The sequence below is a fragment of the Streptomyces sp. NPDC088725 genome (assembly GCF_044751305.1).
Taxonomy (GTDB): Bacteria; Actinomycetota; Actinomycetes; order Streptomycetales; family Streptomycetaceae; genus Streptomyces.
In genome coordinates this window covers 151,883-173,705 of record NZ_JBIVLO010000002.1, presented here as the reverse complement: position 1 = coordinate 173,705, position 21,823 = coordinate 151,883, and the positions used below count along the sequence as shown (strand labels likewise).

Sequence of the window (21,823 nt, the reverse complement as noted above, 5' to 3'; positions counted from 1 at the left end):
TGCGCGGCCAAGCTTCGGAGGGGAGAGGCCGAAGGACAGCCGGTGAGGGGAGAGCAACGTGCGAGATACACGGGCATTCCCCAGTCCGTAACACGCCCTTGCCAGGATCCCGGCACACCTGAAGCTCAGAAGGGGTACCGGGACATGAGCCATGCGCCGCACACCACCACGGGAACCAGCCGCCGCCGCTTCCTCCGCCAGGTAGGCGCCACCGGAGGTGCGGGCGCCATGCTCGCCACCATGGGGGCGCTCGGACTGGCTCCCACCGCCGGGGCCGCGAGCCGCGAGCCGGTCTTCCGCGCGCCCAGATCCGGTGACTTCACGCTGAAGGGGCGGGGCGCGGCCAAGGTCGTCGTCGTGGGTGGCGGCATCGCCGGCCTGGCCTCCGCCTACGAGCTGGGCAAGGCCGGCTACGACTGCACGATCCTGGAGGCCAGGGACCGCACCGGCGGCCGGAACTTTACCGTACGCGGCGGTGACACCACCCTCGACCTGTACGGCAACCGCCAGACGGCACGCTTCAGTGAGGGCCAGTACATGAACGCGGGGCCCGGCCGAATCCCGCAGTGGATGATCACCATGGACTACTGTCGCGAACTCGGCGTACCCATAGAGGTGTTCACCAACAGCAACGCCAGCGCGTACATCTACAACGAGAAGGCCGGCATGACAGCCCCGGTGCGCTACCGCACCGCCAAGGCCGACACATACGGCTATGTCTCCGAACTGCTGGCCAAAGCAACGGACTTGGGTGCCCTCGACGGGGATCTCACCGCCGACGACAGGGAGCGGCTGCTCGAATTCCTCAAGGACTTCGGGGACATCGGCAGCGAGCTGAAGTACACCGGCAGCGAGCACCGCGGCTTCACCACCGATCCGGCCGCCGCGGGCACCCCGGGCGTCGAACTGGGCGAAGTGCCCTCCGCGTCCGAGGTCTTCGCCAGCGGAGTGGGCAGGTACTTCTCGTTCGAGTTCGGCTACGACCAGGCGATGCTGATGTTCCAGCCGGTCGGCGGCATGGACCGGATACCCGCCGCGCTGACGAAGGCGATCGGCGGGCGGAGGATACGCACCGGCGCGGTCGTGCAGGAGATCACCGACACCGCGCACGGCGTCACCGTGCGGTACACCCAGGACGGCCGTACCCGCACCATCGACGCGGACTACTGCATCGCGGCGCTCCCACCGCACATCCTCGCGAAGACCGCCCACAACCTGGGTTCGGCGGTCCAGACCGCGCTGGAGGCGGTCAAGCCGTCCTCCGCGGGCAAGATCGGCCTGGAGTACCGCAACCGCTGGTGGGAGAGCGACCACCGGATCTACGGGGGCATCACCGAGACCGATATGGACCTCAGCCACATCTGGTACCCGTCGTACGGCTTCCACGCCAAGCGCGGTCTGATCGTCGGCTACTACAACACCGGTGCGAACGCCGACGCGTACGCGCTGCTCAGCCCCGCCGAGCGGGAGAGGCGGGCCGTCGCCCAGGGCGTGAAGATCCACGGCGAGAAGTACCGTACGGAACTGGCCTCGTCCTTCTCGCACCACTGGCGGCAGATTCCGCACCTGGAAGGCGCCTGGCACACCATGTCGGGAGGCCCCGATGCTCCGGCGTACGCTCCCCTCAACAAGGCTGCGGGGCACGTGTACTTCGCGGGCGACTACCTCTCGTACGCCGATGCCTGGCAGCATGGCGCCTTCAGCTCCGCCCGCAAGGCCGTGACCACCCTGCACGAGCGCGTCCTCGCCTGACGGGGGCCGCTTCGGTGGGGCGCGGGCGGGGGAATGCCCGCGCCCCGCGGTGCGTTCTTCCCTACGAACACGAGGAGGAGCGGAAATCGTGCTTGATCCGCAGGGTTTGTACGCATGGGAGCCGAAGGGCCTGGGAGTCGTCGACGTGGCGCTCGCGCAGGAGTCGGCGGGCCTTGTCATGCTTTACCACTTCGACGGCTACATCGACGCGGGGGAGACCGGCGACCAGATCGTCGAGAATCTCCTGGAGGCGCTGCCCCACCAGGTGGTGGCCCGTTTCGACCACGACAGACTGGTCGACTACCGCGCGAGGCGCCCGTTGCTGACCTTCCGGCGCGATCGCTTCACCGAGTACGAGACGCCGACCCTGGAGGTCCGGCTCGTCCAGGACGCCACGGGCGCGCCGTTCCTGCTGCTGTCCGGGCCCGAACCGGACGTGGAGTGGGAGCGTTTCGCGGCGGCCGTGGGGCAGATCGTGGACCGGCTCGGGGTGCGGCTCTCGGTGAACTTCCACGGCATCCCGATGGGTGTTCCGCACACCCGTCCCGTCGGCATTACCCCGCACGGCAACCGCACGGACCTCATGCCGGGTCACAGCAGCCCCTTCGACGAGGCGCAGATCCCCGGCAGCGCGGAATCGCTGGTCGAACTGCGGCTGATGGAGTCCGGCCACGACGTGCTCGGCGTCGCCGCCCACGTCCCGCACTACGTCGCGCGGTCCTCGTACCCGGACGCCGCGCTGACCGCCCTGGAGGCGATCACGGCGGCGACGGGCCTGGTGCTGCCGAGCGTCGCGCACTCGCTGCGTACGGAAGCCCAGCGCACCCAGACCGAGATCGAGCGGCAACTCGGCGAGGGCGACGAGGAGCTGGTCTCGATGGTGCAGGGGCTCGAGCACCAGTACGACGCGGTCGCGGGCGCCGAGACGCGCGGCAATCTGGTCGCGGAGCCGTCCGAACTGCCGTCGGCCGACGAGATCGGGCTCGAATTCGAGAAGTTCCTCGCCGAGCGCGAGGGCGAGTCGGGCGCCTGAGCCCCCCGGGCACGGCCGGTCCGCCCCGGCCGGCAGGTGCGGGATGCCGGGATCCGCTCCCGGGCTCCGTTCCGCCGCGCGGGGCGGACCTCTAGGCTGAGCCCATGGTGAGGCTCGGACTGACAGGCGGAATCGGCGCGGGCAAGAGCGAGGTGGCGCGCCTGTTCACGGCGTACGGAGCGGTGCTCATCGACTCCGACCGGATCGCCCGCGAGGTGGTCGAGCCGGGCACGCGGGGACTGGCGGCGGTGGTGGCCGAGTTCGGGCCCGGGGTGCTGACGGCGGACGGCGCCCTGGACCGCCCGAAGCTCGGCGGGATCGTCTTCGGCGACCAGGAGCGCCTTCGGGCGCTGAACGGGATCGTGCATCCGCTGGTGCGCGCGCGCTCCGCCGAACTGGAGGCGGGCGCGCAGCCGGACGCGATCGTCGTCCACGACGTACCACTGCTCGTGGAGAACGGCATGGCCTCCCTGTACGACCTCGTCCTGGTCGTCGACGCGTCGGCGGAGACCCGGCTCGACCGGCTCGTACGGACCAGGGGCATGGCGCCGGAGGAGGCGCGCAGCCGGATGGCCGCGCAGGCGGAGCGTGCGGAGCGGCTGGCGGTCGCGGACTTCGTCATCGACAACGACGGACCACTGGAGGAGCTGGAACCGCAGGTCAGCGAGGTGTGGCGGCAGCTGGGCGAGCGGGCGGCGGCCGGTCACCGGTCGGACTGAAGAAGCAGACCGCTGGACCGGTCGACGCCGGCTCGACCGGTGGTGTGATCGATGGGCGGTGCAGGAACAGCGCGGCCGCTGTGGCGTTTCGGCCGCGCGTCGAGGGAAGGATGTGACCGTGCCCGAGAGCCCCGAGACCCACGTCATCGATTACCGCGCGGCGGAACAGCTGCTGGAAGCCAGAGACCCCCGTGGGGCCGTGAAGCTGCTGGACTCCGTGATCGCGTCCCATCCGGAGAACACCGCCGCACGCCTGCTGCGCGCCCGCGCGTTCTTCGCCGCAGCCCAGCTCCGGCCCGCCGAACTCGAATTCGAGCTGGTCCTGGAGCGTGAGCCGGACAACGCGTTCGCGCATTTCGCGCTGGCCCGCACCTTCGAACGGTCGGGCAGGCCCGACCAGGCCAAGCGGCACTTCAGACTGGCGGCGGCGCTCGACCCCAAGCCCGAGTACCTGAAGGCGGCGCGGTTCGAGGACCGTGCCGGTCAGGGGGACGAGGAGCAGGACTGACGGCCGGCGGCTCTTGTGACCGAGCCGCCGAATCCGGTCAGGGGGCACGTGTCACAGGGGCCCGGCCACTCACCGCCCGCCGTGCCGCCCGCTGTGGATCAAGTGCTTTCTCGGGGCTTCCGGGCCGGCGGTCGGCTCGTACGGCGGGACGTCCGGCGGCGGCTGGAATCGCGATCCCTGCCGGATCCGGCGTACGACCAGCACCAGATCCGCCAGGACGACCAGCAGAAGGACGCCACAGACAACGGCCCACCCCGTCTGTGCGACGAGCGCGAACACGATCGTGCCGAAGGCGGTCCAGACGATGCCCCACAGACTCAGCCAGAACCGCATGCGCAGCGCGCTGCGCGCGGTGACTGGTTCGCTCCCGGTGCGCATGGTTCGTACCTCCTCTGCCTCCCTCTGTTCAAGGATGGCACTGCGGGAGCGCGGGTGAGAGGTCGCGTGAGAGGTGTATGCGAGAGGCGCGGGCGATGAGGTCAGTGGACGACGGTGTAGCTGTGCCACGGCTTCTGGCCGGGGGCGGGATGGTCGGACAGGGTGGTGGCGAGGTAGGTGGTGTCGGAACCCGTGCAGTCGGGGGTCTGGTACAGGATGACGTCCACCAGCGTGAGGTTCGTGACCTCGGCCGCCCCGGGGCCCGACAGCTTGTGACAGCCGCCGACCGGGATCCGCGTCACCTGCATGTGGTGCTTCTGCGGTGTCTCGTAGGTGAGAGGGCCACCGGCGGTACGGCCGAGGCCTGAACAGCCCGCGACGGCGAGGGGCAGAAGGGCGGTCGCGGCGGCGATACCGAGACGCCGGCGCCGGTGATCGGTCACGGACATGGGCGGTCCTCGTCTGTGCGTCTGTGGGCAGGGCGGAGAAGGCAGCTCGAGCAGGGCGGAGAGGTCTGATGACCGCCACCCTGCCGCACGACCGCCGGAGCGGCACGTGGTGTGCACCCGGCCGGGCGAAGGCCCGTACACCCCTGCCCGGCGGCCTCCTCCCGCGGCCGCTGGGGCTTCACCCTCTTCGCGCAACGGGCATATCGTGTAATAGAGACCTCGGTCCGGCGTCAGGGGGCCATCATGGGCGAGGAAGTAGTCATAGCGGTGATAGCGGTGGTGGCGGCTTTCGCGGTGTACGCGATGGCCGCGGCCCGGGTCATCAGGCAGTACGAGCGCGGTGTGGTGTTCCGCCTCGGCCGGCTGCGCGAGGGGGTGCGCGGGCCGGGATTCACCCTGGTCCTGCCGTTCGTGGACAAGCTCCGCAAGGTGAATCTCCAGATCGTGACGATGCCGGTGCCGGCCCAGGACGGCATTACCCGCGACAACGTGACGGTCCGGGTCGACGCGGTGATCTACTTCCAGGTCGTCGACGCGTCGGACGCGCTGGTGCGGGTCGAGGACTACCGCTTCGCGGTGCTGCAAATGGCACAGACATCGCTGCGTTCGATCATCGGGAAGAGCGATCTGGACGACCTGCTGTCGAACAGGGAAAAGCTGAACGAGGGGCTGGAGCTGATGATCGACAGCCCGGCGATCGGCTGGGGTGTCCAGATCGACCGCGTCGAGATCAAGGACGTGTCGCTGCCCGAGACGATGAAACGCTCGATGGCACGGCAGGCGGAGGCCGACAGGGAGCGGCGGGCACGGATCATCAACGCGGACGCGGAGCTGCAGGCGTCGAAGAAGCTCGCGGAGGCGGCGGAGGAGATGTCGGAGCAGCCGGCCGCGCTCCAACTGAGGCTGTTGCAGACGGTGGTGGCGGTCTCGGCCGAGAAGAACTCGACGCTCGTCCTGCCCTTCCCCGTCGAACTGCTCAGGTTCCTCGAACGCGCCACTCCGGCGGAAGCGGTACAGGCGGTCTCCGCGGTGTCGGGGGCGGCCGGGGCGACGGCGGCGCAGGGTGCGGGGCGGTCCGGATCGGCGGCTGGTCCAGCGACTGGTCCAGCGGCTCCCGGTTCACCGGGTGCGGGTTCGTCGGGTGCCGGTGCGCCGCCGGCCGCCGGACCCACTGCTGCCGAACCGCCGGCCGGCGGGCCGCCGCCGGAGCCTTCGGCTCCCCCGCGCGAGAAGAAGCGCGAGAGGACCTTCGAGCGGCACGGTTGAGCGTCACTCCAGTCGGCGCTGGGCGTATCACCGGAACCCGGCCGGGCGATGGGACGGACCATACGTGCCCGGCGGTCGCGTGCGGACCGACAGCGTCCGGGGCCCAGAGCGCTCAAGGTCCCGTGTCCGCCGCTCCTCCGACGCGCACGGAGCGTGGGTGGCGTTCGCGGGGACGGGGTATCCGGGGCGGGTGGCGTACGAACGGTCAGCAGGACGGTGACGGTGTCCGGCTACGGTCTCCGGCGACGGCACGGGCGGGACGGGTGACTCCGGTCCCATGCCTGGTCCGGCCCCGCTTTCCCTCCTGGCCCCGGTTCCCGTCCTGTTCGCGATCTCGGGCCGCGGGAGCGGGAACTGTGCGAAAGACTGCGCTGACCTGCGAAGAATCCGCTCGCGAACAGGATTGTCAGACCCCCCGCCTAGACTCGCAGAGCAATCGAATCCTGGACGGGGAGGGAGCGTCGGCGATGGTGCGGAACGGGCAGAGTCTTACGCGCTGCGCCGCGGTCTTCCTGCCCGCGGGACTGCCGCGCGAGGGGCGGGTCGCCTTCTGGGCCCCGGACGGCGAGCTGCCGGCCGCGGTGGCCGAGGCGGCCCAGGCGGTCGATTCCACGCCCTCCGCCGCGCCGGGGGAGGAGAGTGCGGCCGGGACACTGACGGTCGTACGGCAGGGCGCCACCGGGGTCTTCACGGACACCGTGCCGGCGGTGCTGCTGTCCGTCGCCGAAGCCCTGCCCCTGCTGGTCCGCGCCCGGCAGGACGGGGCAGCGCATCCGGCATCCGCCTGCTGGGGCGCCGCAGCCCTGCACGCCCTCCAGCTCGCCGCGCGCGGCCGGCTCCTCCCCGGTCTCACCGCGTCCGACCATGACGCCTGGCGGGCAGGACCGCTCGATGCCGACGACATCGCGCAGCTGCGGGCGATCGCCGCGGCCATGCCGTACGAGGCGCACGCGGCGCCCGTTCCCGGGCTGGTCCCGCTGAGCCTTCCCGAGCCCGAGGCGCTGGTGCGGGCCTTCTTGGACGCGGTGGCGGATTCGCTGCCGCGCACCCCGGCAGCCGCGTACGCGGCGGGGGCGCCGTTCGCCGCCAGGGCGGCCCAGCATCTGCCCGGCGCCCGGCCGTGGGCGGCGGAGGCGGCGGCCGGTATGGACGCGGGGGTAAGGGTCTCGCTGCGCCTCGACCTGTCGGCGTACCAGCTCTTCGACCAGGCACCGGCGCCCGGGGAGACCGCCGCCGGCGGCACACATGGCGCGGACACCGATGAGCGGCGCGCCGGCGCGGCTCTCGTCCAGATCCACAGCCTCGCCGATCCGACACTGGTCATGGACGCGGCCATGCTGTGGGCGGGGGAGGGGGACGAGAGCTTCGGCCCGCGTGCCCGGATCGACGCGATGCTCGCGCTGCGCCGCGCGGCCCGCGTCTGGACGCCCCTCGCGCGGCTGCTCGAACAGGATGTGCCCGACGTACTGCCGCTCTCCGAGGACGAGTTGCACGATCTGCTCGGGCCGGGAGCAGTCGGCCTCGCCGCGGCGGGCGTCACCGTCCACTGGCCGAGGGAGCTGGCCCGTACGCTCACCGCGGCCGCGGTCGTACGCCCCGCACCGGGCTCGGCGACGGACGGCACCCCCTTCTTCGACAGTGCGGAACTGCTCAAGTTCAACTGGCAGTTGGCGCTCGACGGCGATCCGCTCAGCGAGCAGGAGATGGACGCGCTCGCCGAGTCGCACCGCCCGATCGTGCGACTGCGCGACCAGTGGGTGGTGATCGACCCCGAGCTGGTACGGAAGGCCCGCAAAAGGGAGTTGGGCCTGCTGGAGCCGGTGGACGCGCTGGCCGTGGCGCTCACCGGCACGGCCGAGGTGGACGGCGAGACGGTCGAGGCCGTTCCGACGGGCGCGCTGGCCGCACTGCGGGACCGCCTTCTCGCGGGTCCCGCCGCCGTTCCGCAGCCGCCCGCCCTGACCGCCACACTGCGCGACTACCAGCTGCGCGGCCTCGCGTGGCTGGACCTGATGACCTCGCTCGGCCTCGGCGGCTGCCTCGCCGATGACATGGGGCTCGGCAAGACCATCACGGTCATCGCTCTCCACCTGCACCGGGCCCGTCCCGCACCCACCCTCGTGGTCTGCCCGGCCTCCCTCCTCGGCAACTGGCAGCGCGAGATCACCCGCTTCGCCCCCGGGGTCCCCGTGCACCGCTTCCACGGCGCGGGGCGCACGCTGGACGGCGTGGAGGGCGGCTTCGTCCTCACCACGTACGGCACGATGCGCTCCAGCGCCGACGAACTGGCCGCGTACACCTGGGACATGGTCGTCGCCGACGAGGCCCAGCACGTCAAGAACCCCTTCTCGTCCACCGCCAAGGCGCTCCGTACGATCCCGGCGCCCGCCAGGATCGCGCTGACCGGCACCCCGGTGGAGAACAACCTGTCCGAGCTGTGGGCCCTCCTCGACTGGACCACCCCCGGGCTGCTCGGGCCCCTCAAGGCCTTCCGGGCCCGGCACGCCCGCATCGTGGAGAACGCGGAGAACGCGAAGGCGGCCGACGTCAAGGACGCGGACAACGCGGAAGCGGTGGAGCGCCTGGCCCGGCTCGTCCGTCCCTTCCTGCTGCGCAGGAAGAAGTCCGACCCCGGCATCGTGCCCGAGCTGCCGCCCAAGACGGAGAGTGACCACCCCGTCCCGCTCACCCGCGAACAGGCTTCCCTGTACGAGGCGGTCGTGCGCGAGACGATGGCCGCCATCGAGGAAGCCGAGGGCATCGCGCGCCGCGGACTGGTCATGAAGCTGCTCACCGCCCTCAAGCAGATCTGCAACCACCCGGCGCAGTATCTCAAGGAGGACGCGGCCCGGCTGACCGGACGCTCCGGCAAACTCGCCCTGCTCGACGAGCTGTTGGACACGATCCTCGCCGAGGACGGCTCGGTCCTGATCTTCACCCAGTACGTGTCGATGGCCCGGTTGCTCTCCGCGCATCTCTCCTCGCGCGCGATCCCCTCGCAGTTCCTGCACGGCGGCACGCCGATCGCCGAGCGCGAGCGGATGGTGGACCGGTTCCAGTCGGGCGAGTCCCCGGTCTTCGTCCTCTCGCTCAAGGCCGCGGGCACCGGCCTCAACCTCACGCGGGCCGGTCATGTCGTCCACTTCGACCGGTGGTGGAATCCGGCCGTGGAGGAGCAGGCGACCGACCGCGCCTACCGCATCGGCCAGACCCAGCCGGTGCAGGTCCACCGGCTGATCGCGGAAGGCACCGTGGAGGACAGGATCGCCGAGATGCTCGCGTCCAAGCGCGCCCTGGCCGACGCCGTCCTCGGCTCCGGCGAGGCGGCGCTGACCGAGCTGACCGACCGTGAGCTGGCCGATCTCGTCTCCCTGCGGAGGCCGTCGTGAGCGCGCCGCGCGGTCCGCGCCAGGAGGAGCGCCGCAGGACCGAGGAGCGCCGCCGCACCTTCCCCGCGCTGGCGTCGCGCCCGCACGCCGAGGAGCGCGAGTTCGCGTCCACCTGGTGGGGCAACGCCTGGGTGGAGTCCATGGAGGACACCGCCCTCGACGCGGCCCGCCTCCAGCGCGGACGTGCCTACGCCGACCGCGGCCATGTCGCCGCCATCACCGTCACCCCCGGACGGGTCATGGCCTACGTCCAGGGCTCGCGCCCCCGTCCGTACCGTACGGAAATCCGCCTGCGGACGCTGGGCGACGACGACTGGGAGGATTTCCTCGACGCGGCGGCGGCCCGCCCCGACCACATCGCCGCGCTCCTCGACAAGGACATGCCGCACGCGCTCGCCGGCTCGGCAGACCTGCTTCCCGCCGCCGGGGACCTCACCCCCGACTGCTCCTGCCCGGACGACGGCTACCCCTGCAAGCACGCGGCGGCCCTCTGCTACCAGACGGCCAGGCTCCTGGACGAGGACCCGTTCGTGCTGCTCCTGATGCGCGGCCGCGGGGAGAACGAGGTCCTGGCCGACCTGACCCGGCGCAACGCCACCCGCTCCGCGGCCGAGCGGAGCGCGACCGCACCTCCCATACCCGTGGTCCCGGCCACCCAGGCCCTCGTCCCGCGTGCGCTTCCCGCCCTGCCACCGCCCTTCCGCGTCCCCGCGCAGCCGGGCCGCCCGCCGGCCTACCCGCACGCACCCGGCGCTCCCGACCCCCTCGCTCTCGACCTCCTGGCCGGCGAGGCGGTGGCCCGCGCCCATACGTTCCTGGCCACGGGCCTCGACCCGGTCGCGGACCTCACCCCCTGGCAGGACGCGGTGCGTCTGGCGGCCGCCCACCCCGGTTCCGGCCTGACCGCCTCCACCCGCGCCCTCTACCGGGACCTCGCGGCCGGCACCGACCGCTCGCCGACGGACCTGGCCCGCGCGGTGGCGGCCTGGCGGCAGGGCGGCCTCGCGGGTCTCGAAGCGCTGGAAACCCCCTGGGACCCGCCGGCGGGGCCTTTCGACCGGGCCCGTTCCGCCCTGATCGCGGCGGATTTCCCGCACTTCCGTCCCTGGCGCAACCACCTCTCCACCCCGGCGCTCCAACTCCGGTTCGGCCGCGACCACCTCTGGTACGGCTACGAGTCGGACCGCGACCGCGAGGACTGGTGGCCCAGGGGCACCCCGGACACCGACGCGGTCGGCGCCCTCACAGCCCTGCTCGGCCGCTGACCGAACCCTGTTGAACCGGGCCGGACGGCGGGGCCGAGGTCAGCACCGTCGTGAGCGTATTCACACGCTCACGACGGACCGGTTGGCCGGCAGCTCCATCTCGGCCCAGGCGATCTTCCCGCCGGGGGCGAAGCGCGTTCCCCACCGGTTGGACAGTTCCGAGACGAGGAAGATGCCCCGGCCACTCTCGTCGGCCGCGCGCGCGTGCCGCATGCGCGGAGCGCCGGGCCCGGCGTCCGCGACCTCGCACACCAGCGACTTGTCCCTGATCAGACGCAGTCTGATCGGGCTGGCGCCGTACCGCACGGCATTGGTGACCAGTTCGCTGACAATCAGTTCCACATTCGGCCCCAGAAACTCCAGACCCCACGCGGAGAGCTGGCCGACGGCCAGGGACCTGACACCGCTCACGGCCGCGGGCTCGGCGGGCAGATTCCAGGACGCCACCTGTTGCGGGCTGAGACTGTGGGTCCGGGCCAGCAGCAGCGCGACATCGTCCTCGGACGGCGTCTTCGCCACGATCGTGTCGACCACCTGGGCACAGAGATCTTCGAGAGGCTTCCCGGTCAGAGAGAGCGCGGCACCGAGCCGGTCCAGCCCGGTATCGATGTCGGCCTGCCGCGTCTCGATCAGACCGTCGGTGTAGAGGGCGATCACACTGCCCACCGGCAGCTCCAGCTCCACGGACTCGTACGTCATCAGCCCGAGACCGATCGGTGTCCCGGACGGCAGGTCGGGGAAGGTGACCCGGCCGCTCGGATCGACGATCGCGGGCGGCGGGTGCCCCGCGCGCGCGATGGTGCACTTGCGGGTGACCGGGTCGTAGACGGCGTACACGCAGGTGGCGCTCATGACCGGCATGGCGAACTCGTCGGAGCCCGCTCCCGCTTCCTCCTGTCCCATGCGGGTGACCAGGTCGTCGAGGTGGGCGAGCAGTTCGTCGGGCGCCAGGTCCATGTCGGCGAGGGTGTTCACGGCCGTACGCAGCCGGCCCATGGTCGCCGCCGCGTTGATCCCGTGCCCCACGACATCCCCGACCACCAGGGCGACCCGGGCCCCGGACAGCGGGATGACATCGAACCAGTCACCCCCGACACCGTCGTGCGTGTCCGTGGGCAGGTACCGTGACGCGACGTCCACGGCGCTCCCGCCGGACAGGCTGCGCGGCAGCAACTGGCGCTGGAGCGCGAGAGCGGCGGCCCGCTCGCGGGTGTAGCGGCGCGCGTTGTCCAGGCTCAGCGACGCGCGGGTGACCAGCTCCTGGGCGAGGAGCAGGTTGTCCCTGGTGAACGGCCTGTCCGTGGTCGTACGGACCAGCGTGGCGACGCCCAGCACCACACCGCGCGCCTTGAGCGGGATGACCATCATGGAGTGGATGCCGGTTTCCCGGACACTCATGGCCCGTTGCGGGTCGTCGTCGAACCAGGTGCCGGGAGAGGTGTCCAGCTCGGGTTCGAAGTGCGACTGGCCCGACGAGAAGGCACGGGCGAAGGGCGACGAGGGCGGGACGACCACCGGCTCGCCGCGGGCCCACGAGGACTCGGGCGCCCCCGCGTGGATGGACGCCACCCCGGCACGGCGGAACACCGGGACGCCGGCGGCCGTGGCGGTGAGCCGTTCCGGCGGGTCCTCACCGAGCTGGACCGACTCCTCAAGATCGACGGTGACGAAGTCCGCGAGGAGCGGCACGGTCACGTCCGCCAGCTCCTGCGCGGTGCTCATCACATCAAGCGTGCTGCCGATGCGCGTACCGGCCTCGTTGAGGACGGCGAGGCGTTCGCGTGCCCAGCTGTTGCTGATGTCCACAGCCACCGAGCACACGCCCAGCGGACTGCCGTCCGCTCCCTCCAGACGGAAGTAGGAGGCCGAGAACACCCGGTCCTCCTCGTCCTCGGGCGAGATCCAGCGGAACTCCCGGTCGATCACCGGCTCACCGGTCTCCAGCACGCGCGCCATGGCCGCCTCGACCGACTTGGTGTCCAGACCGGGTACCGATTCCGTCAGCCGGCGTCCCAGCCGCTGATGGCTGAGCGCGCCACTCCTCCGCTCGGCCGTGTTGTTCAGCCAGGTGCACCGCAGGGCGCGGTCCCAGACGGCCAGCCCGATCGGCGCGTGATCGAGCAGCGCGTCGAGCACCGATTCACTCAGGATCGGGCGCGCCAGCGCCTCGGACAGCGCTGCCGCCGACACCAGCCAGTCCGTCCGCCCGTCCGCGCCGGACATGGGAGAGGCCTGCAGCCCGACATGCACCCCGTGGCCGTCACGGTGCCGGACCTCCACCACGCCCGACCAGCCCTCCCGGGCCCGGACGTGATCCGCCCACGACGGGGTGGCCGCCGTCTCCCCATGAGAGGTCAGCAGGATCTCCGCGGAACGATTCACCACGTCGGCCGCCGTATATCCCATCAGCGCCTCGGCATCCGCCGACCAGCCGATCACCATCCCCTGGGAGTCGATCACCGCTACCGCTGTGCCCGTCAGGTGCGCGGCGGGCTGTGCGGCGGCCACGGCAGTGTCAGAACCCGTGAGAACCCGCATATCAATCCCATCGATATGTCCGATAACTTACATTTCATACCCCCCAAATGGGCGAGGAAACCGAAGCTCGGACCCTGGTGGGCGGCGTGCCGGCGACCCGGTGGCGGAGCGATCACGCGTAGTGACCCGCCGGTTCCGTGAGCGGCCGGTACGCTCGTCCCCGTAGGCGAATCGGCGGTGGAAGGGGGCCCGGTGGAAGCCGAGTTGATGGCACTGGCGGCAGCGGGTGCGACCACGCTCGTCCAGCAGATGGCGACGGACGGCTGGAATCGGGCACGGGACCGGATGGCCGCCTTCTTCGCCGCGCGGGGCTCGACCTCGCCCGAAGCTGTCGCGTCCGACCTGGACACGGCCCGGACCGAACTGGTCGCGGCCCGGCAGGAGAACGACGAGGAGACCGCCACCGACCTCCAGGCCGAATGGCGGGCCCGCCTCCGCCGCACACTGCGCACCGACCCGCAAGCGGCCGCCGAACTGCGCGCGCTCCTGGACGAACTGGCCCCGGAACGCCCCGCGCAACAGATCCGCGACGTCCACAACACCATCAACGGCGGTACGTACAACGCCCCGGTCGTCCTGGCGGGCATGATCCGCAAGGGCCCCGACGGCCGCCCCTGAACGCACTCGAAGCCCGTCGCGGCGGCTGGACCGGGTGCGACGGGCTCCGGGGGCGCGTGGTGGGGCTGAGTGGCGCGCCGGTGTGTCTGGTGTGTCAGGAGGTGCTGGGCATCAGGCCGTGGTGAGCGTCAGGCCGAAGCGGTTCAGGATCTCGTTGACCGGCTGGTGCCAGGTCTGGCCGCCGCTCGTGCAGTCGCCGAAGCCGCCGGAGGTGACGCCCTGGGCCTGGTCACCGCTGATGAACGAGCCGCCGGAGTCGCCGGGTTCGGCGCAGACGCTGGTGCCCGTCATCTCGTAGACGGCGCCCTCGGCGTAGTTCACGGTCTCGTTCGTCGCCAGAACGTTGCCGCAGTGCCAGCCCGAGGTGGAGCCGGAGCGGCAGATCGAGGCGCCGATGGGAGCCTCCGCCGAGCCGTGGACCAGCTGGTCCGGGATGGCGCCCCAGCCGAGAACGACCGGTTCCGTCCACCAGCCGTTGCCGACGCTCACCCAGGAGTAGTCGTCACCGGGGAAGGACTGGCCCTGGAAGTTGCCGATCTGGGAGCCGTCCCAGCCGGTGACCGCCGCGCCCGGCGAGGCGCAGTGGCCCGCGCTGACGAAGCCGCCGTTCACCGAGAAGCCGATCGAGCACCGGACGTTGCCGGTGTAGTACGGGTCGCCGCCCACAGTGCCCGCGGCGAAGGTCCGCGGGGCCTGCGCGGTCTCCTTGACCGTGACGGGACCGGTCTTGCGGGCGCTTTCGACGAACGCGCGGACCTTCGCGTCGTTCTTCCGGGCGGTGACGACGTTCACCACGACCTGGTTGGTCCTGGGATCGACGTGCCAGCTGCTGACGCCGGCCGGCGCGTCGAGCGCGTCGATCCGGTTCTTGGCCGCGTCGAGCTGCTTGGCGCTGTACGTCACCCGCTGGACGTCCGCGCCCGTCGCGCGCACGGCGTCGGCCTGCTGGTCACTGGTGACCGCGACGGTGAGCCTGGAGTCGGCCGGGTCGAACCAGGACCCGCCGTACGTCGAACCCGCTGCGCGCCGCGCCTTGCCCGCGATCGACGTCGCCGTCTTCTCGGCGGCCAGGCGTACCTCGGCCTGGCTCTTCGTCAGGCCGAGGTCGCGCTGCATCGCGGGCAGCAGGCCGTCGGAGACCTGAGGGGCGGCCGTGGGTGTGGGGGCGGCCGAGGCGGAGGCCGGGACGAAGCCGACGGTGACGCAGGTGCCGAGGAGGAGGGCCGACAGGCCGGTGCGTATGGCTGTGGAGCGTCTCAGTTTCAAGGGAGTTGACCCTTTCGTGGTGACGGCCGGTGGGGGTAGCAGCGGGATGAGAGCGCTCTCCTCCGCTGATGGCCGGAGATTAGCCGAGGAAGAAGGTCAGGTCCATGCCAATGACAGCGTTGTCCTATGTCTCAGGGGATTCACTCGTTCGTGAGGACCCGCACCGACGGACCGTGCGACCGGCTCGTGCCGAGGGAGCCGCGCCGACGGACCCGCGTGACGAACTCATGCCGACAAGCCCGCACTTGTGAATCCGCACCTGTGAATCCCCGCCCGTGAATCCGCGCCCAGGGCCCCGCGCTGGCGCCCGCGCTCACGGCGTCCGCGGTCCGAGCGCCTCCGCCCACCGCGTCAGTTCCGCGAAGTCCCCTTCGCGCAGCCCGCGGCGCGGGTGGATGCGCAGCAGGAGCGCCGGGGCGTCGTGGTGGGCCGCCACGTGGGCCCTGTCCAGGTCCGTGATCATGTCGTCGACCCACGCGAACGGGCGGCCCGCCGCCCACTCCAGCAGCGGGCGGGTCTTCCAGTACAGGCCGTCGGGGTCCTTCGCGAAGAGCTCCGGCCATTCGATCACCGGCAGGTCGGCGGGGAGACCGACCACCGGGGCGATCATGCTGTTGGCCTCATGCATCCAGGTCGTGGCCCAGGCGAGTTCGTACGGCAGGGCCAGCAGCCGCGCGCCGTGGCCGGGATGGAGACGTACGCGCAGGCCGCGACGGTGGCTGCGGGAGCCGGGGACCTGGTGGGAGAGCCAGCTTGCGGGGTGCAGGCGCCTGCTGGTGTAGCCGCGTGGCACGGGGAGGCGGGCGGCGTACGGGTTGAGCGGGCCGTCCACTTTACCGACCACAGGAGCCCTGATACCGGCTCTGAACTGCGACGATACATAGACTACATGTCCGTGACGCCGAGTTGGGGCCGATGATGTCGTCCGTCTGAGTGATCCGGGGCCCCATGTCTTTGGCCAAGGAAAACGAGGCTGCGCTTGATCGAGGAGTCGGGCAGCATGACGGTGTGGCTGATCTGCTGTGGGGAGACGTGAGCCGTTTCTTCGACCCGGATGTGATGGGGTCTCTGCCGGACCTGCGTGTCCCAGATGCCTCGGTGGAGGGCTGGCAGGCGGTCCTTGATCTTGTCGAGGCGAGAGGTTGGCATTGCCGGTACTCCGAAGGCGAGACTGTGCTGCCGGTCCCTCGGGCGGAGACCGTCCTGTCCCGCCCGGCGGACGCAGAATGTCCGAACCTGCGGGTCTGGCCGACTGCCGATGTTCTGGCGATCTTCCGTTTCCAGGACGACGGTGAGATCGACTTCGACGTCGACCTGCGGGAGTTGCAGGGCCAGGAGCGACTTGATGTGTTCTGCGACTTCTTGCGGGAGATCGGGCGGCGCTTGGGTAAACCGGTGCTCATGGACCCGGAGGGCGAACATGGTCATCCGGTGCTCGGCTTCGATATCGACGCCGACCGAGTCGTCCTCCTGGCCGAGCCGCCGGCCAGGTGATTGCGGTCGCCGGCCGCGATTCGTAGCAGCCTCCATTGCGGAGGATCAGTCAGTAGCGCCCGCTGAGCGGAGCGAGCGGCCGAGATCGCCGACGAGTAGACGAGGGTGGCGCCGCCACCACCACATGCCGATCGGGTCGAATCCGCTGATCCGGTGGAACTGTGACAACGAGATGCCGTCGTCGAAGACGGTGGCGGCCCGGAAACGGTCGTCGAGGGTCTTGACCTGCGGGGTCCATAGGACGATCACGCGCTCAGTGAGGATCGGCCACGCCTCGTGCAGCCAGTTCCGGCTGTAGAGGTCGTTGGTGTATTCGTCCACCAGGTCGCTGTAACCATCCTCGACCTTGCCCACGAGCCAGGCCCATTCGTCGACCATCTCTTGGACGGTGAATGCCTTGCGCCAGCCGCGTTGACGAAGGACCTCGCCTGCTGCCGACTCGTTGTGGGGCTCCATGCGCCGGATCCTGGCATACGACTCGGTCCGGTGACCAGGGGTTTCCCGTGGTCACCGGACCGAGTGGCACTCCTTGAGTTCTCAGCTGCCAGCGATCTGGGCTTCGAGGTCGGCGAGGCGCCGGTCCTGGAAGCGGAGGTTGGAGCGGGCAGCCTTGAGGCGCTCGTCGAGGGTGCGGTTGTCGGTGATGAGTTGGCGGACGCGCTGTTTGAGGGTGGTGTTCTCGGTGGTGATCCGCTGGATGGCCTCTTCGGTCCACTCGGCTTCCAAGTCCCGGATCCGGCCCAGGAGTTCACCGATGCGGGTGCGCTGTGTGAGGATCTCGGCCTGGGCGGTCTTGAGACCTTCCTCGGCGTTCAGGGCACGTTCGCGCCAGGTCGCCTCACGCTGGTCGTCCAGGTCGGCGAGCGACTGAGTCCGGCGGTCTCCGGCCTCGGCCATTGCGGTAGCGACCATGACCCGGGCCTCGGCGTTGTCATAGAGGAACGTGCGCGAGACATCCGCGCGACGGGCGACGGCGGCGATGCTGACCTGGGCCTTCTCGCGCCGGAATCGGGTGATGGCCTCGCGGACACGCTGGAGGGCGGTCTCGGTCTTGTGGCGGCGGGCCGCCAGGGCGGCGGCCGTGCGGGGTTCTGGAACGGCAGCGGTCTTCATGCGATGTCCTGCTCGGGGTCGTTGTCGGTTGTGCACGTATCGCTGTACTCGCTCTGCTCGTCGTCGTTGCCTGCGGCGGCGAGGTCGGCGGCGCGGAAGGACGTGGACCACACGCGGTGGAAGTAGTCCTGGGGTTTGCGCAGGTCCAGGGCGAGGGCGTCGTCGAGGAGCCCGAGGCCGGCCAGGGCCTTCTCCAGACCGTCGATGGCGCGGGCGGTCGGCTCGAAGTAGCTGTGGAGGTAGTCGGCGGTGGCGTCGTCCGGGGCGCCTTCGGCCAGTTGCCGCCACTGTTCCCGTTTGCGCCGCCAGTAGAGGAGGTCCGCGCCGGAGAGGACGAACTTGTCGCAGTTGTGGCAGTCGAGGTTCCAGGGACAGGCACCGCCGTCGACGACCGGCTGGAAGGTGCAGAAGCCACCCTCGGCCGGAGTGCTGCGGCGGGCGAGGTCGACGGCGATGGCGAGAGCCTGCTCCTTCGTGAGGGCCTTGGCTGAGTCCCCTGCGAGGAGCTCCCCAGGAGCGGCCGTGCCGGGGCCGGCGACCCAGACATGCTGGAGCACGTTATCCAGATCGGTGTTGGAGAGGTGGACGTAGTGCTCGGCCATCCGGTCCGAGACGTGTCCGAGGTAACGGCGGATGTGGGTGAGGGTGGCGCCTTTGCGTAGGAGGCTGGTGGCCAGTGTGTGGCGGGCCTGGTGGGGGACGCAATGGCCGATGTCCATAGCGTCGACCCAGGGACGGAAACGGCTGTAGAACCATGGTCTGCTCAGTGCGATCGTTCCGTCGGTGCTGCGGTAGTTGGTGGGGAACAGCGCGAGTCCATCGCGTTCCTTGCCCGTGGGGGTGTAGCCGTGTTCGTCGGCGAACCGGCTGAGAGTTTTGCGCCGCCGGTCCGCAATGAGGTCGAAGAGGGACTCGGGGATGCGGATGGCCGCGTCGTAGTTGCCGACCTTGGTCTGGTCGTGCCAGAGCATCGCGAGCCCGTTAAGCCGACCGATACAGTTCCAGCGGAGCTCGATGACCTCCCCCAACCGCCGTCCGGTGACCACGAGGGTCTCCCAGATGTCCCGGGCGCCCTCGTCATCCGGATCGTGGACGCGAGTGAACTCGGCGAGATTGTGTTCGTCGGCCAGCGCACGTGCCACCTCGTCGGCGAAGGGACGTCGCCGCTTCTGGACGGCGGTGCCGCCGCCGTTGGGCAACGCGATGACGAACTCTCTGGCCAAGCCGATGGCGTCGGTCACTCCATCGTCCATCGCCTTGCGGAGGATCTTGCGGGTGTGGTTGAAGACCACCGATCGTGTGCCGGTCGTGACGATGCTCGGCTTCCCGTCGACCCGGACCGCGGCCAGCGACGGGAGTGCATGGCGCTCGCGATGTCGCTGATCTGCGACGAAGCGGTCGGCGTGTTCCTTCGCCAGGACTGTGGGATTGTGGCCCCCTCCGGGGACGTCGGCCTCGATGAAAGTGCTCAACTCGGCCATCGCTCGACGAATATGGTCCAGCGTGTGGGCGCTGTTGGGGCAGCGCGGGGAGCGTAGGAGTTCGGCGAAGTAGTCCCACGTGATGTCCCGCAGCCATCGTTGAGAGATCGTGGTGAGGCTGATGTGCCCGAGCCGGTTCTCGTAGCTGATGCCGAAGTGCCTCGTTTCGAGGAATCCGGCCTCTTTGGCCTCCTCAGGTGTGAAGTAGACCAGGCGCAACTCGTGGAGGATCTCTTTCGCGATCCCGCTGGCGGTCTTGGTCAAGCAAGCAAGGTCCAGATCGACGATCGAGGTCGCATCCCGCTCGCGGCAGGCGTTCACCACCATGCGGAGCGCGGTGACATCCCAGCGGGCCGGACGCGACCGCTGTGTATGAGTGAACAACCCCCACTGGATTTCAGCTCGTGGTAGCGGCCTCAGCCCACGCAAGTTCAGCTGAGCGGGCACGGAGACCGCAATCTCCCTGTCGCACCACGCACGGAACTGGACGTGGTCGATGTAGCTGACAACGACTCGCCCCTCACGCCACGATCCGCCCGGAATGGACGCGCCGCCGGGAGAGCCTGCCCTCCGGTAGGCGTGAGCGTGTCGCTGGCACAGTCCCAGCGGCGACTCTGCCAGCAAAGGGCAGACCAGCACCGCGCAGGTCCCGAACCCCGGAGCAGGGCTTTGCTCGGCGGCCCACCCATCGAAGTCGGGTGTGGCGTCTTGTCCGACTCGCGACCGACTCCATTTCTGGAGGTGATATTTGCAGAGACGGTACTGGCCTGCCCGAGCGGGTCGTCCGGGGCAGATCAGACAGGCCAGATTCCCGTCATACTCGGTTGTCTGGCTCAATGGTTCAGCAGCGCTGAGAAACGCTGAACGGCTGACGCCTTCTTTCGCGGCCGTGAGCCACTCTTGGCGATGAGCGTGGCAGAAGTCGCCGAGGCCGGTGGCGCGCTGACAGTCGGTGACCCGGCAGAACCACCGATAGGTCTGGTGCCCTGGCGGGATCTGGACGATGTCGTCGCGGAACAGAGGATCGAAGGAGGGCGCACTCGTCAGAGCGGTCAGGATCTCCAGGCGATCCCTGCCGATTCGCGTCTGGTTCTGATGCGTGTTCAGCAAGGGCAGCAGAAACGCGTCCCGGCGCTTCATCGGCTCTCACCCCAGACCGTGCGCAGAGCAGCGTCGAAGACCGGATCGTGGATGTCGACGTGACCGTAGACCTCGTCGACCATCGTGGCCGAGGCCCAGCCGCCCGCGTCCCGGGCGATCAGGGTGTTACCGCCCGCAGCATCGAGAACCGCCGAGGTAAAGGTGTGCCGGAAGGCATGGGGTTTCACCAGCCCCAGACCTGCGCGTTTCCCGGCCCGGCCGAGCATCCGGCGGGCGCCGACCGGGGCCCACGGCTGGCCCGTATCGGCGCCGTGCAGCTGGACCAGGAGCATCCCGTGCCGGGCGCCGCGCGGGTACTCGGTGGTGATGTACTCGAAGTAGGAGTGCACCATCGCCGGGCTGACACGCTTGATCAGCCCGCCGGTGACCGTCCCGCGCTCGACCTGCCACGGGTGCTTGGTCTTGGCCTCTGCCCAGTTCGGGTTGCCGGGCCGGTGGCAGACATGCAGATGCGGGGTGCGGCACTCGCCGCAGGCAGCGTTCTCCCGCAGGTGCAGGTCGACCAGGTGCAGCCCGCACAGCTCGCCGATCCGCAGACCCCCGTCGGCGAGCCAGTCCACGACCAGCCGGTCCCGGGCGGCGTTCACCGTCTCCAGCAGCCTCTCCCGTGCCCCATCCGGCAACATCTTCGGGTGCCGACGGTGCGGCCCCTTCGGCGCCAGCGGGTTCGTGAGCAGTGGCGACTTCACGTGACCGAGGAACGACCGACGGCGGTCCACCCGCGACGGCAGCCGGGACCTGTCGAGTTTCCTGCCGAGCTCACCGTTGATGCCGAGGGAGGCTTGGTGCAGGTAGAAGCCCTTCAAGCAGGCCGCCGCGGTCGACAGCGCAGAATGGCCGTAAGGGCGCTTACCGACCCGGCACGGTTCTCCGAGCGGCATGCGGACCTCGGCACCGACGATCCCCATGTACCGTTCCAGGTCGCGAAGTTGGACCGTGTCGAAGGCCAGGCACTCTCGCTCCAGCCATCGCAGGTGGTCCACCAGGTAGTACGCGTAGGTCTTCTGTGTGCCCCAACCCTCGTGCTCACGCAGGAACCGATCTGCCTTCGCGTGCAGCGTGCCTTCGGGCCAGACGATCGTCCATGACCTCCGCCCGCCCTTCCTTTCGATCCGCTGGACCCTCAAGTCCCCCACCACGACGAGCCGTACCACTTGTACTCCGTACCGACTCCGGAACATGACTGACGTCCCGGTCCCGGTCGGTAAACGAGCCCATGACGTCCTGGTCACAGGCACAGACGGACATCACGGGCGGCACTACCCGCGGTCGGTAAAGTCCACGTCCAGGAGAAGCAGCGGGTGTTCCGCGCGGCGATCCGTCATGGAGGAAAGATGCCCACCGGCGTGGAAGACGAGGCCCAACTCCGTTGGTAAATTCGTTCGATCACGGA

Annotated in this window: 18 protein-coding genes; 9 read left to right on the top strand and 9 right to left on the bottom strand. The window is 70.1% G+C overall.

Annotated elements, in window-relative coordinates; translation table 11 throughout:
* Positions 1 to 228 precede the first annotated feature (228 nt).
* From ACIP6N_RS04675 to ACIP6N_RS04660, 4 genes are all read left to right on the top strand, one after another.
* Positions 229 to 1,752, top strand: coding sequence for a flavin monoamine oxidase family protein (locus tag ACIP6N_RS04675; RefSeq protein ID WP_401813491.1), 1,524 nt, complete (start codon positions 229 to 231; stop codon positions 1,750 to 1,752).
* A gap of 88 nt (positions 1,753 to 1,840) precedes the next feature.
* Positions 1,841 to 2,785 carry a PAC2 family protein gene (locus ACIP6N_RS04670; RefSeq protein WP_401812875.1) on the top strand — a complete coding sequence of 315 codons (945 nt, stop codon included), beginning with the start codon at positions 1,841 to 1,843 and terminating at the stop codon, positions 2,783 to 2,785.
* A 104-nt stretch (positions 2,786 to 2,889) separates the two neighbouring features.
* Positions 2,890 to 3,504 carry a dephospho-CoA kinase gene (gene coaE, locus ACIP6N_RS04665; RefSeq protein ID WP_401812873.1) on the top strand — a complete coding sequence of 205 codons (615 nt, stop codon included), beginning with the start codon at positions 2,890 to 2,892 and terminating at the stop codon, positions 3,502 to 3,504.
* 118 nt (positions 3,505 to 3,622) lie between these two features.
* Entirely contained in the window at positions 3,623 to 4,012 is a 390-nt protein-coding gene (locus ACIP6N_RS04660; protein WP_401812871.1) for a tetratricopeptide repeat protein, read from the top strand.
* Between the two features lie 69 nt (positions 4,013 to 4,081).
* On the opposite strand, the gene ACIP6N_RS04655 is transcribed toward ACIP6N_RS04660, so the two are convergent.
* Together ACIP6N_RS04655 and ACIP6N_RS04650 are read right to left on the bottom strand one after the other, a co-directional pair.
* Positions 4,082 to 4,390 (bottom strand): DUF6343 family protein, encoded by a 309-nt coding sequence (locus ACIP6N_RS04655; protein ID WP_401812870.1) that lies wholly within the window; start codon positions 4,388 to 4,390, stop codon positions 4,082 to 4,084.
* A 101-nt stretch (positions 4,391 to 4,491) separates the two neighbouring features.
* On the bottom strand, positions 4,492 to 4,839 hold the full coding sequence (locus tag ACIP6N_RS04650) for a hypothetical protein (protein WP_401812869.1): 348 nt from the start codon (positions 4,837 to 4,839) through the stop codon (positions 4,492 to 4,494).
* 243 nt (positions 4,840 to 5,082) lie between these two features.
* Here ACIP6N_RS04650 and ACIP6N_RS04645 point away from each other — a divergent pair, with 243 nt between their 5' ends.
* The 3 genes from ACIP6N_RS04645 to ACIP6N_RS04635 all read left to right on the top strand — a co-directional run bounded on the left by ACIP6N_RS04645 (position 5,083) and on the right by ACIP6N_RS04635 (position 10,759).
* Positions 5,083 to 6,105: a slipin family protein gene (locus ACIP6N_RS04645; protein ID WP_401812868.1), complete on the top strand. Its 1,023-nt coding sequence runs from the start codon at positions 5,083 to 5,085 to the stop codon at positions 6,103 to 6,105.
* A 467-nt stretch (positions 6,106 to 6,572) separates the two neighbouring features.
* Complete coding sequence (locus ACIP6N_RS04640; RefSeq protein ID WP_401812866.1) at positions 6,573 to 9,494, top strand: DEAD/DEAH box helicase; 2,922 nt, start codon at positions 6,573 to 6,575, stop codon at positions 9,492 to 9,494.
* Positions 9,491 to 10,759 (top strand): SWIM zinc finger family protein, encoded by a 1,269-nt coding sequence (locus ACIP6N_RS04635; RefSeq protein ID WP_401812865.1) that lies wholly within the window; start codon positions 9,491 to 9,493, stop codon positions 10,757 to 10,759. Before ACIP6N_RS04640 ends, ACIP6N_RS04635 begins: the two co-directional genes overlap by 4 nt.
* 60 nt (positions 10,760 to 10,819) lie before the next feature.
* Here the strand turns inward: ACIP6N_RS04635 and ACIP6N_RS04630 are convergent, their stop codons facing one another.
* Entirely contained in the window at positions 10,820 to 13,267 is a 2,448-nt protein-coding gene (locus ACIP6N_RS04630; RefSeq protein ID WP_401812863.1) for a SpoIIE family protein phosphatase, read from the bottom strand.
* 222 nt (positions 13,268 to 13,489) lie between these two features.
* Between ACIP6N_RS04630 and ACIP6N_RS04625 the strand changes: the two genes are divergently transcribed.
* Positions 13,490 to 13,915, top strand: a complete 426-nt coding sequence (locus tag ACIP6N_RS04625) for a hypothetical protein (RefSeq protein ID WP_401812862.1) — start codon at positions 13,490 to 13,492, stop codon at positions 13,913 to 13,915.
* 111 nt (positions 13,916 to 14,026) lie between these two features.
* Here the strand turns inward: ACIP6N_RS04625 and ACIP6N_RS04620 are convergent, their stop codons facing one another.
* Together ACIP6N_RS04620 and ACIP6N_RS04615 are read right to left on the bottom strand one after the other, a co-directional pair.
* Complete coding sequence (locus ACIP6N_RS04620) at positions 14,027 to 15,175, bottom strand: S1 family peptidase (protein WP_401813489.1); 1,149 nt, start codon at positions 15,173 to 15,175, stop codon at positions 14,027 to 14,029.
* Between the two features lie 319 nt (positions 15,176 to 15,494).
* A complete protein-coding gene (locus ACIP6N_RS04615; protein WP_401812861.1) occupies positions 15,495 to 16,025 on the bottom strand; it encodes a hypothetical protein in 531 nt (176 codons plus the stop codon).
* Between the two features lie 164 nt (positions 16,026 to 16,189).
* Between ACIP6N_RS04615 and ACIP6N_RS04610 the strand changes: the two genes are divergently transcribed.
* A complete protein-coding gene (locus tag ACIP6N_RS04610) occupies positions 16,190 to 16,675 on the top strand; it encodes a hypothetical protein (RefSeq protein ID WP_401812859.1) in 486 nt (161 codons plus the stop codon).
* Positions 16,676 to 16,720: 45 nt separating this feature from the next.
* Here the strand turns inward: ACIP6N_RS04610 and ACIP6N_RS04605 are convergent, their stop codons facing one another.
* From ACIP6N_RS04605 to ACIP6N_RS04590, 4 genes are all read right to left on the bottom strand, one after another.
* A complete protein-coding gene (locus ACIP6N_RS04605; RefSeq protein WP_401812858.1) occupies positions 16,721 to 17,131 on the bottom strand; it encodes a hypothetical protein in 411 nt (136 codons plus the stop codon).
* An 81-nt stretch (positions 17,132 to 17,212) separates the two neighbouring features.
* A complete protein-coding gene (locus ACIP6N_RS04600; protein ID WP_401812856.1) occupies positions 17,213 to 17,788 on the bottom strand; it encodes a DUF6262 family protein in 576 nt (191 codons plus the stop codon).
* Complete coding sequence (locus ACIP6N_RS04595; RefSeq protein WP_401812855.1) at positions 17,785 to 20,409, bottom strand: tyrosine-type recombinase/integrase; 2,625 nt, start codon at positions 20,407 to 20,409, stop codon at positions 17,785 to 17,787. The genes ACIP6N_RS04600 and ACIP6N_RS04595 overlap by 4 nt, the downstream gene beginning before the upstream one ends.
* Positions 20,406 to 21,584 (bottom strand): tyrosine-type recombinase/integrase, encoded by a 1,179-nt coding sequence (locus ACIP6N_RS04590; RefSeq protein ID WP_401812854.1) that lies wholly within the window; start codon positions 21,582 to 21,584, stop codon positions 20,406 to 20,408. The genes ACIP6N_RS04595 and ACIP6N_RS04590 overlap by 4 nt, the downstream gene beginning before the upstream one ends.
* Positions 21,585 to 21,823: the final 239 nt, after the last annotated feature.

What these genes read in the sequence shown, in the direction of transcription:
- ACIP6N_RS04600 (WP_401812856.1), bottom strand. Translation starts at nt 17,788, where the DNA reads ATGAAGACCGCTGCCGTTCCAGAACCCCGCACGGCCGCCGCCCTGGCG.
- ACIP6N_RS04645 (WP_401812868.1), top strand. Translation starts at nt 5,083, where the DNA reads ATGGGCGAGGAAGTAGTCATAGCGGTGATAGCGGTGGTGGCGGCTTTC.
- ACIP6N_RS04650 (WP_401812869.1), bottom strand. Translation starts at nt 4,839, where the DNA reads ATGTCCGTGACCGATCACCGGCGCCGGCGTCTCGGTATCGCCGCCGCG.
- ACIP6N_RS04655 (WP_401812870.1), bottom strand. Translation starts at nt 4,390, where the DNA reads ATGCGCACCGGGAGCGAACCAGTCACCGCGCGCAGCGCGCTGCGCATG.
- ACIP6N_RS04605 (WP_401812858.1), bottom strand. Translation starts at nt 17,131, where the DNA reads ATGGAGCCCCACAACGAGTCGGCAGCAGGCGAGGTCCTTCGTCAACGC.
- ACIP6N_RS04640 (WP_401812866.1), top strand. Translation starts at nt 6,573, where the DNA reads ATGGTGCGGAACGGGCAGAGTCTTACGCGCTGCGCCGCGGTCTTCCTG.
- ACIP6N_RS04595 (WP_401812855.1), bottom strand. Translation starts at nt 20,409, where the DNA reads ATGAAGCGCCGGGACGCGTTTCTGCTGCCCTTGCTGAACACGCATCAG.
- ACIP6N_RS04675 (WP_401813491.1), top strand. Translation starts at nt 229, where the DNA reads ATGCTCGCCACCATGGGGGCGCTCGGACTGGCTCCCACCGCCGGGGCC.
- coaE (WP_401812873.1), top strand. Translation starts at nt 2,890, where the DNA reads ATGGTGAGGCTCGGACTGACAGGCGGAATCGGCGCGGGCAAGAGCGAG.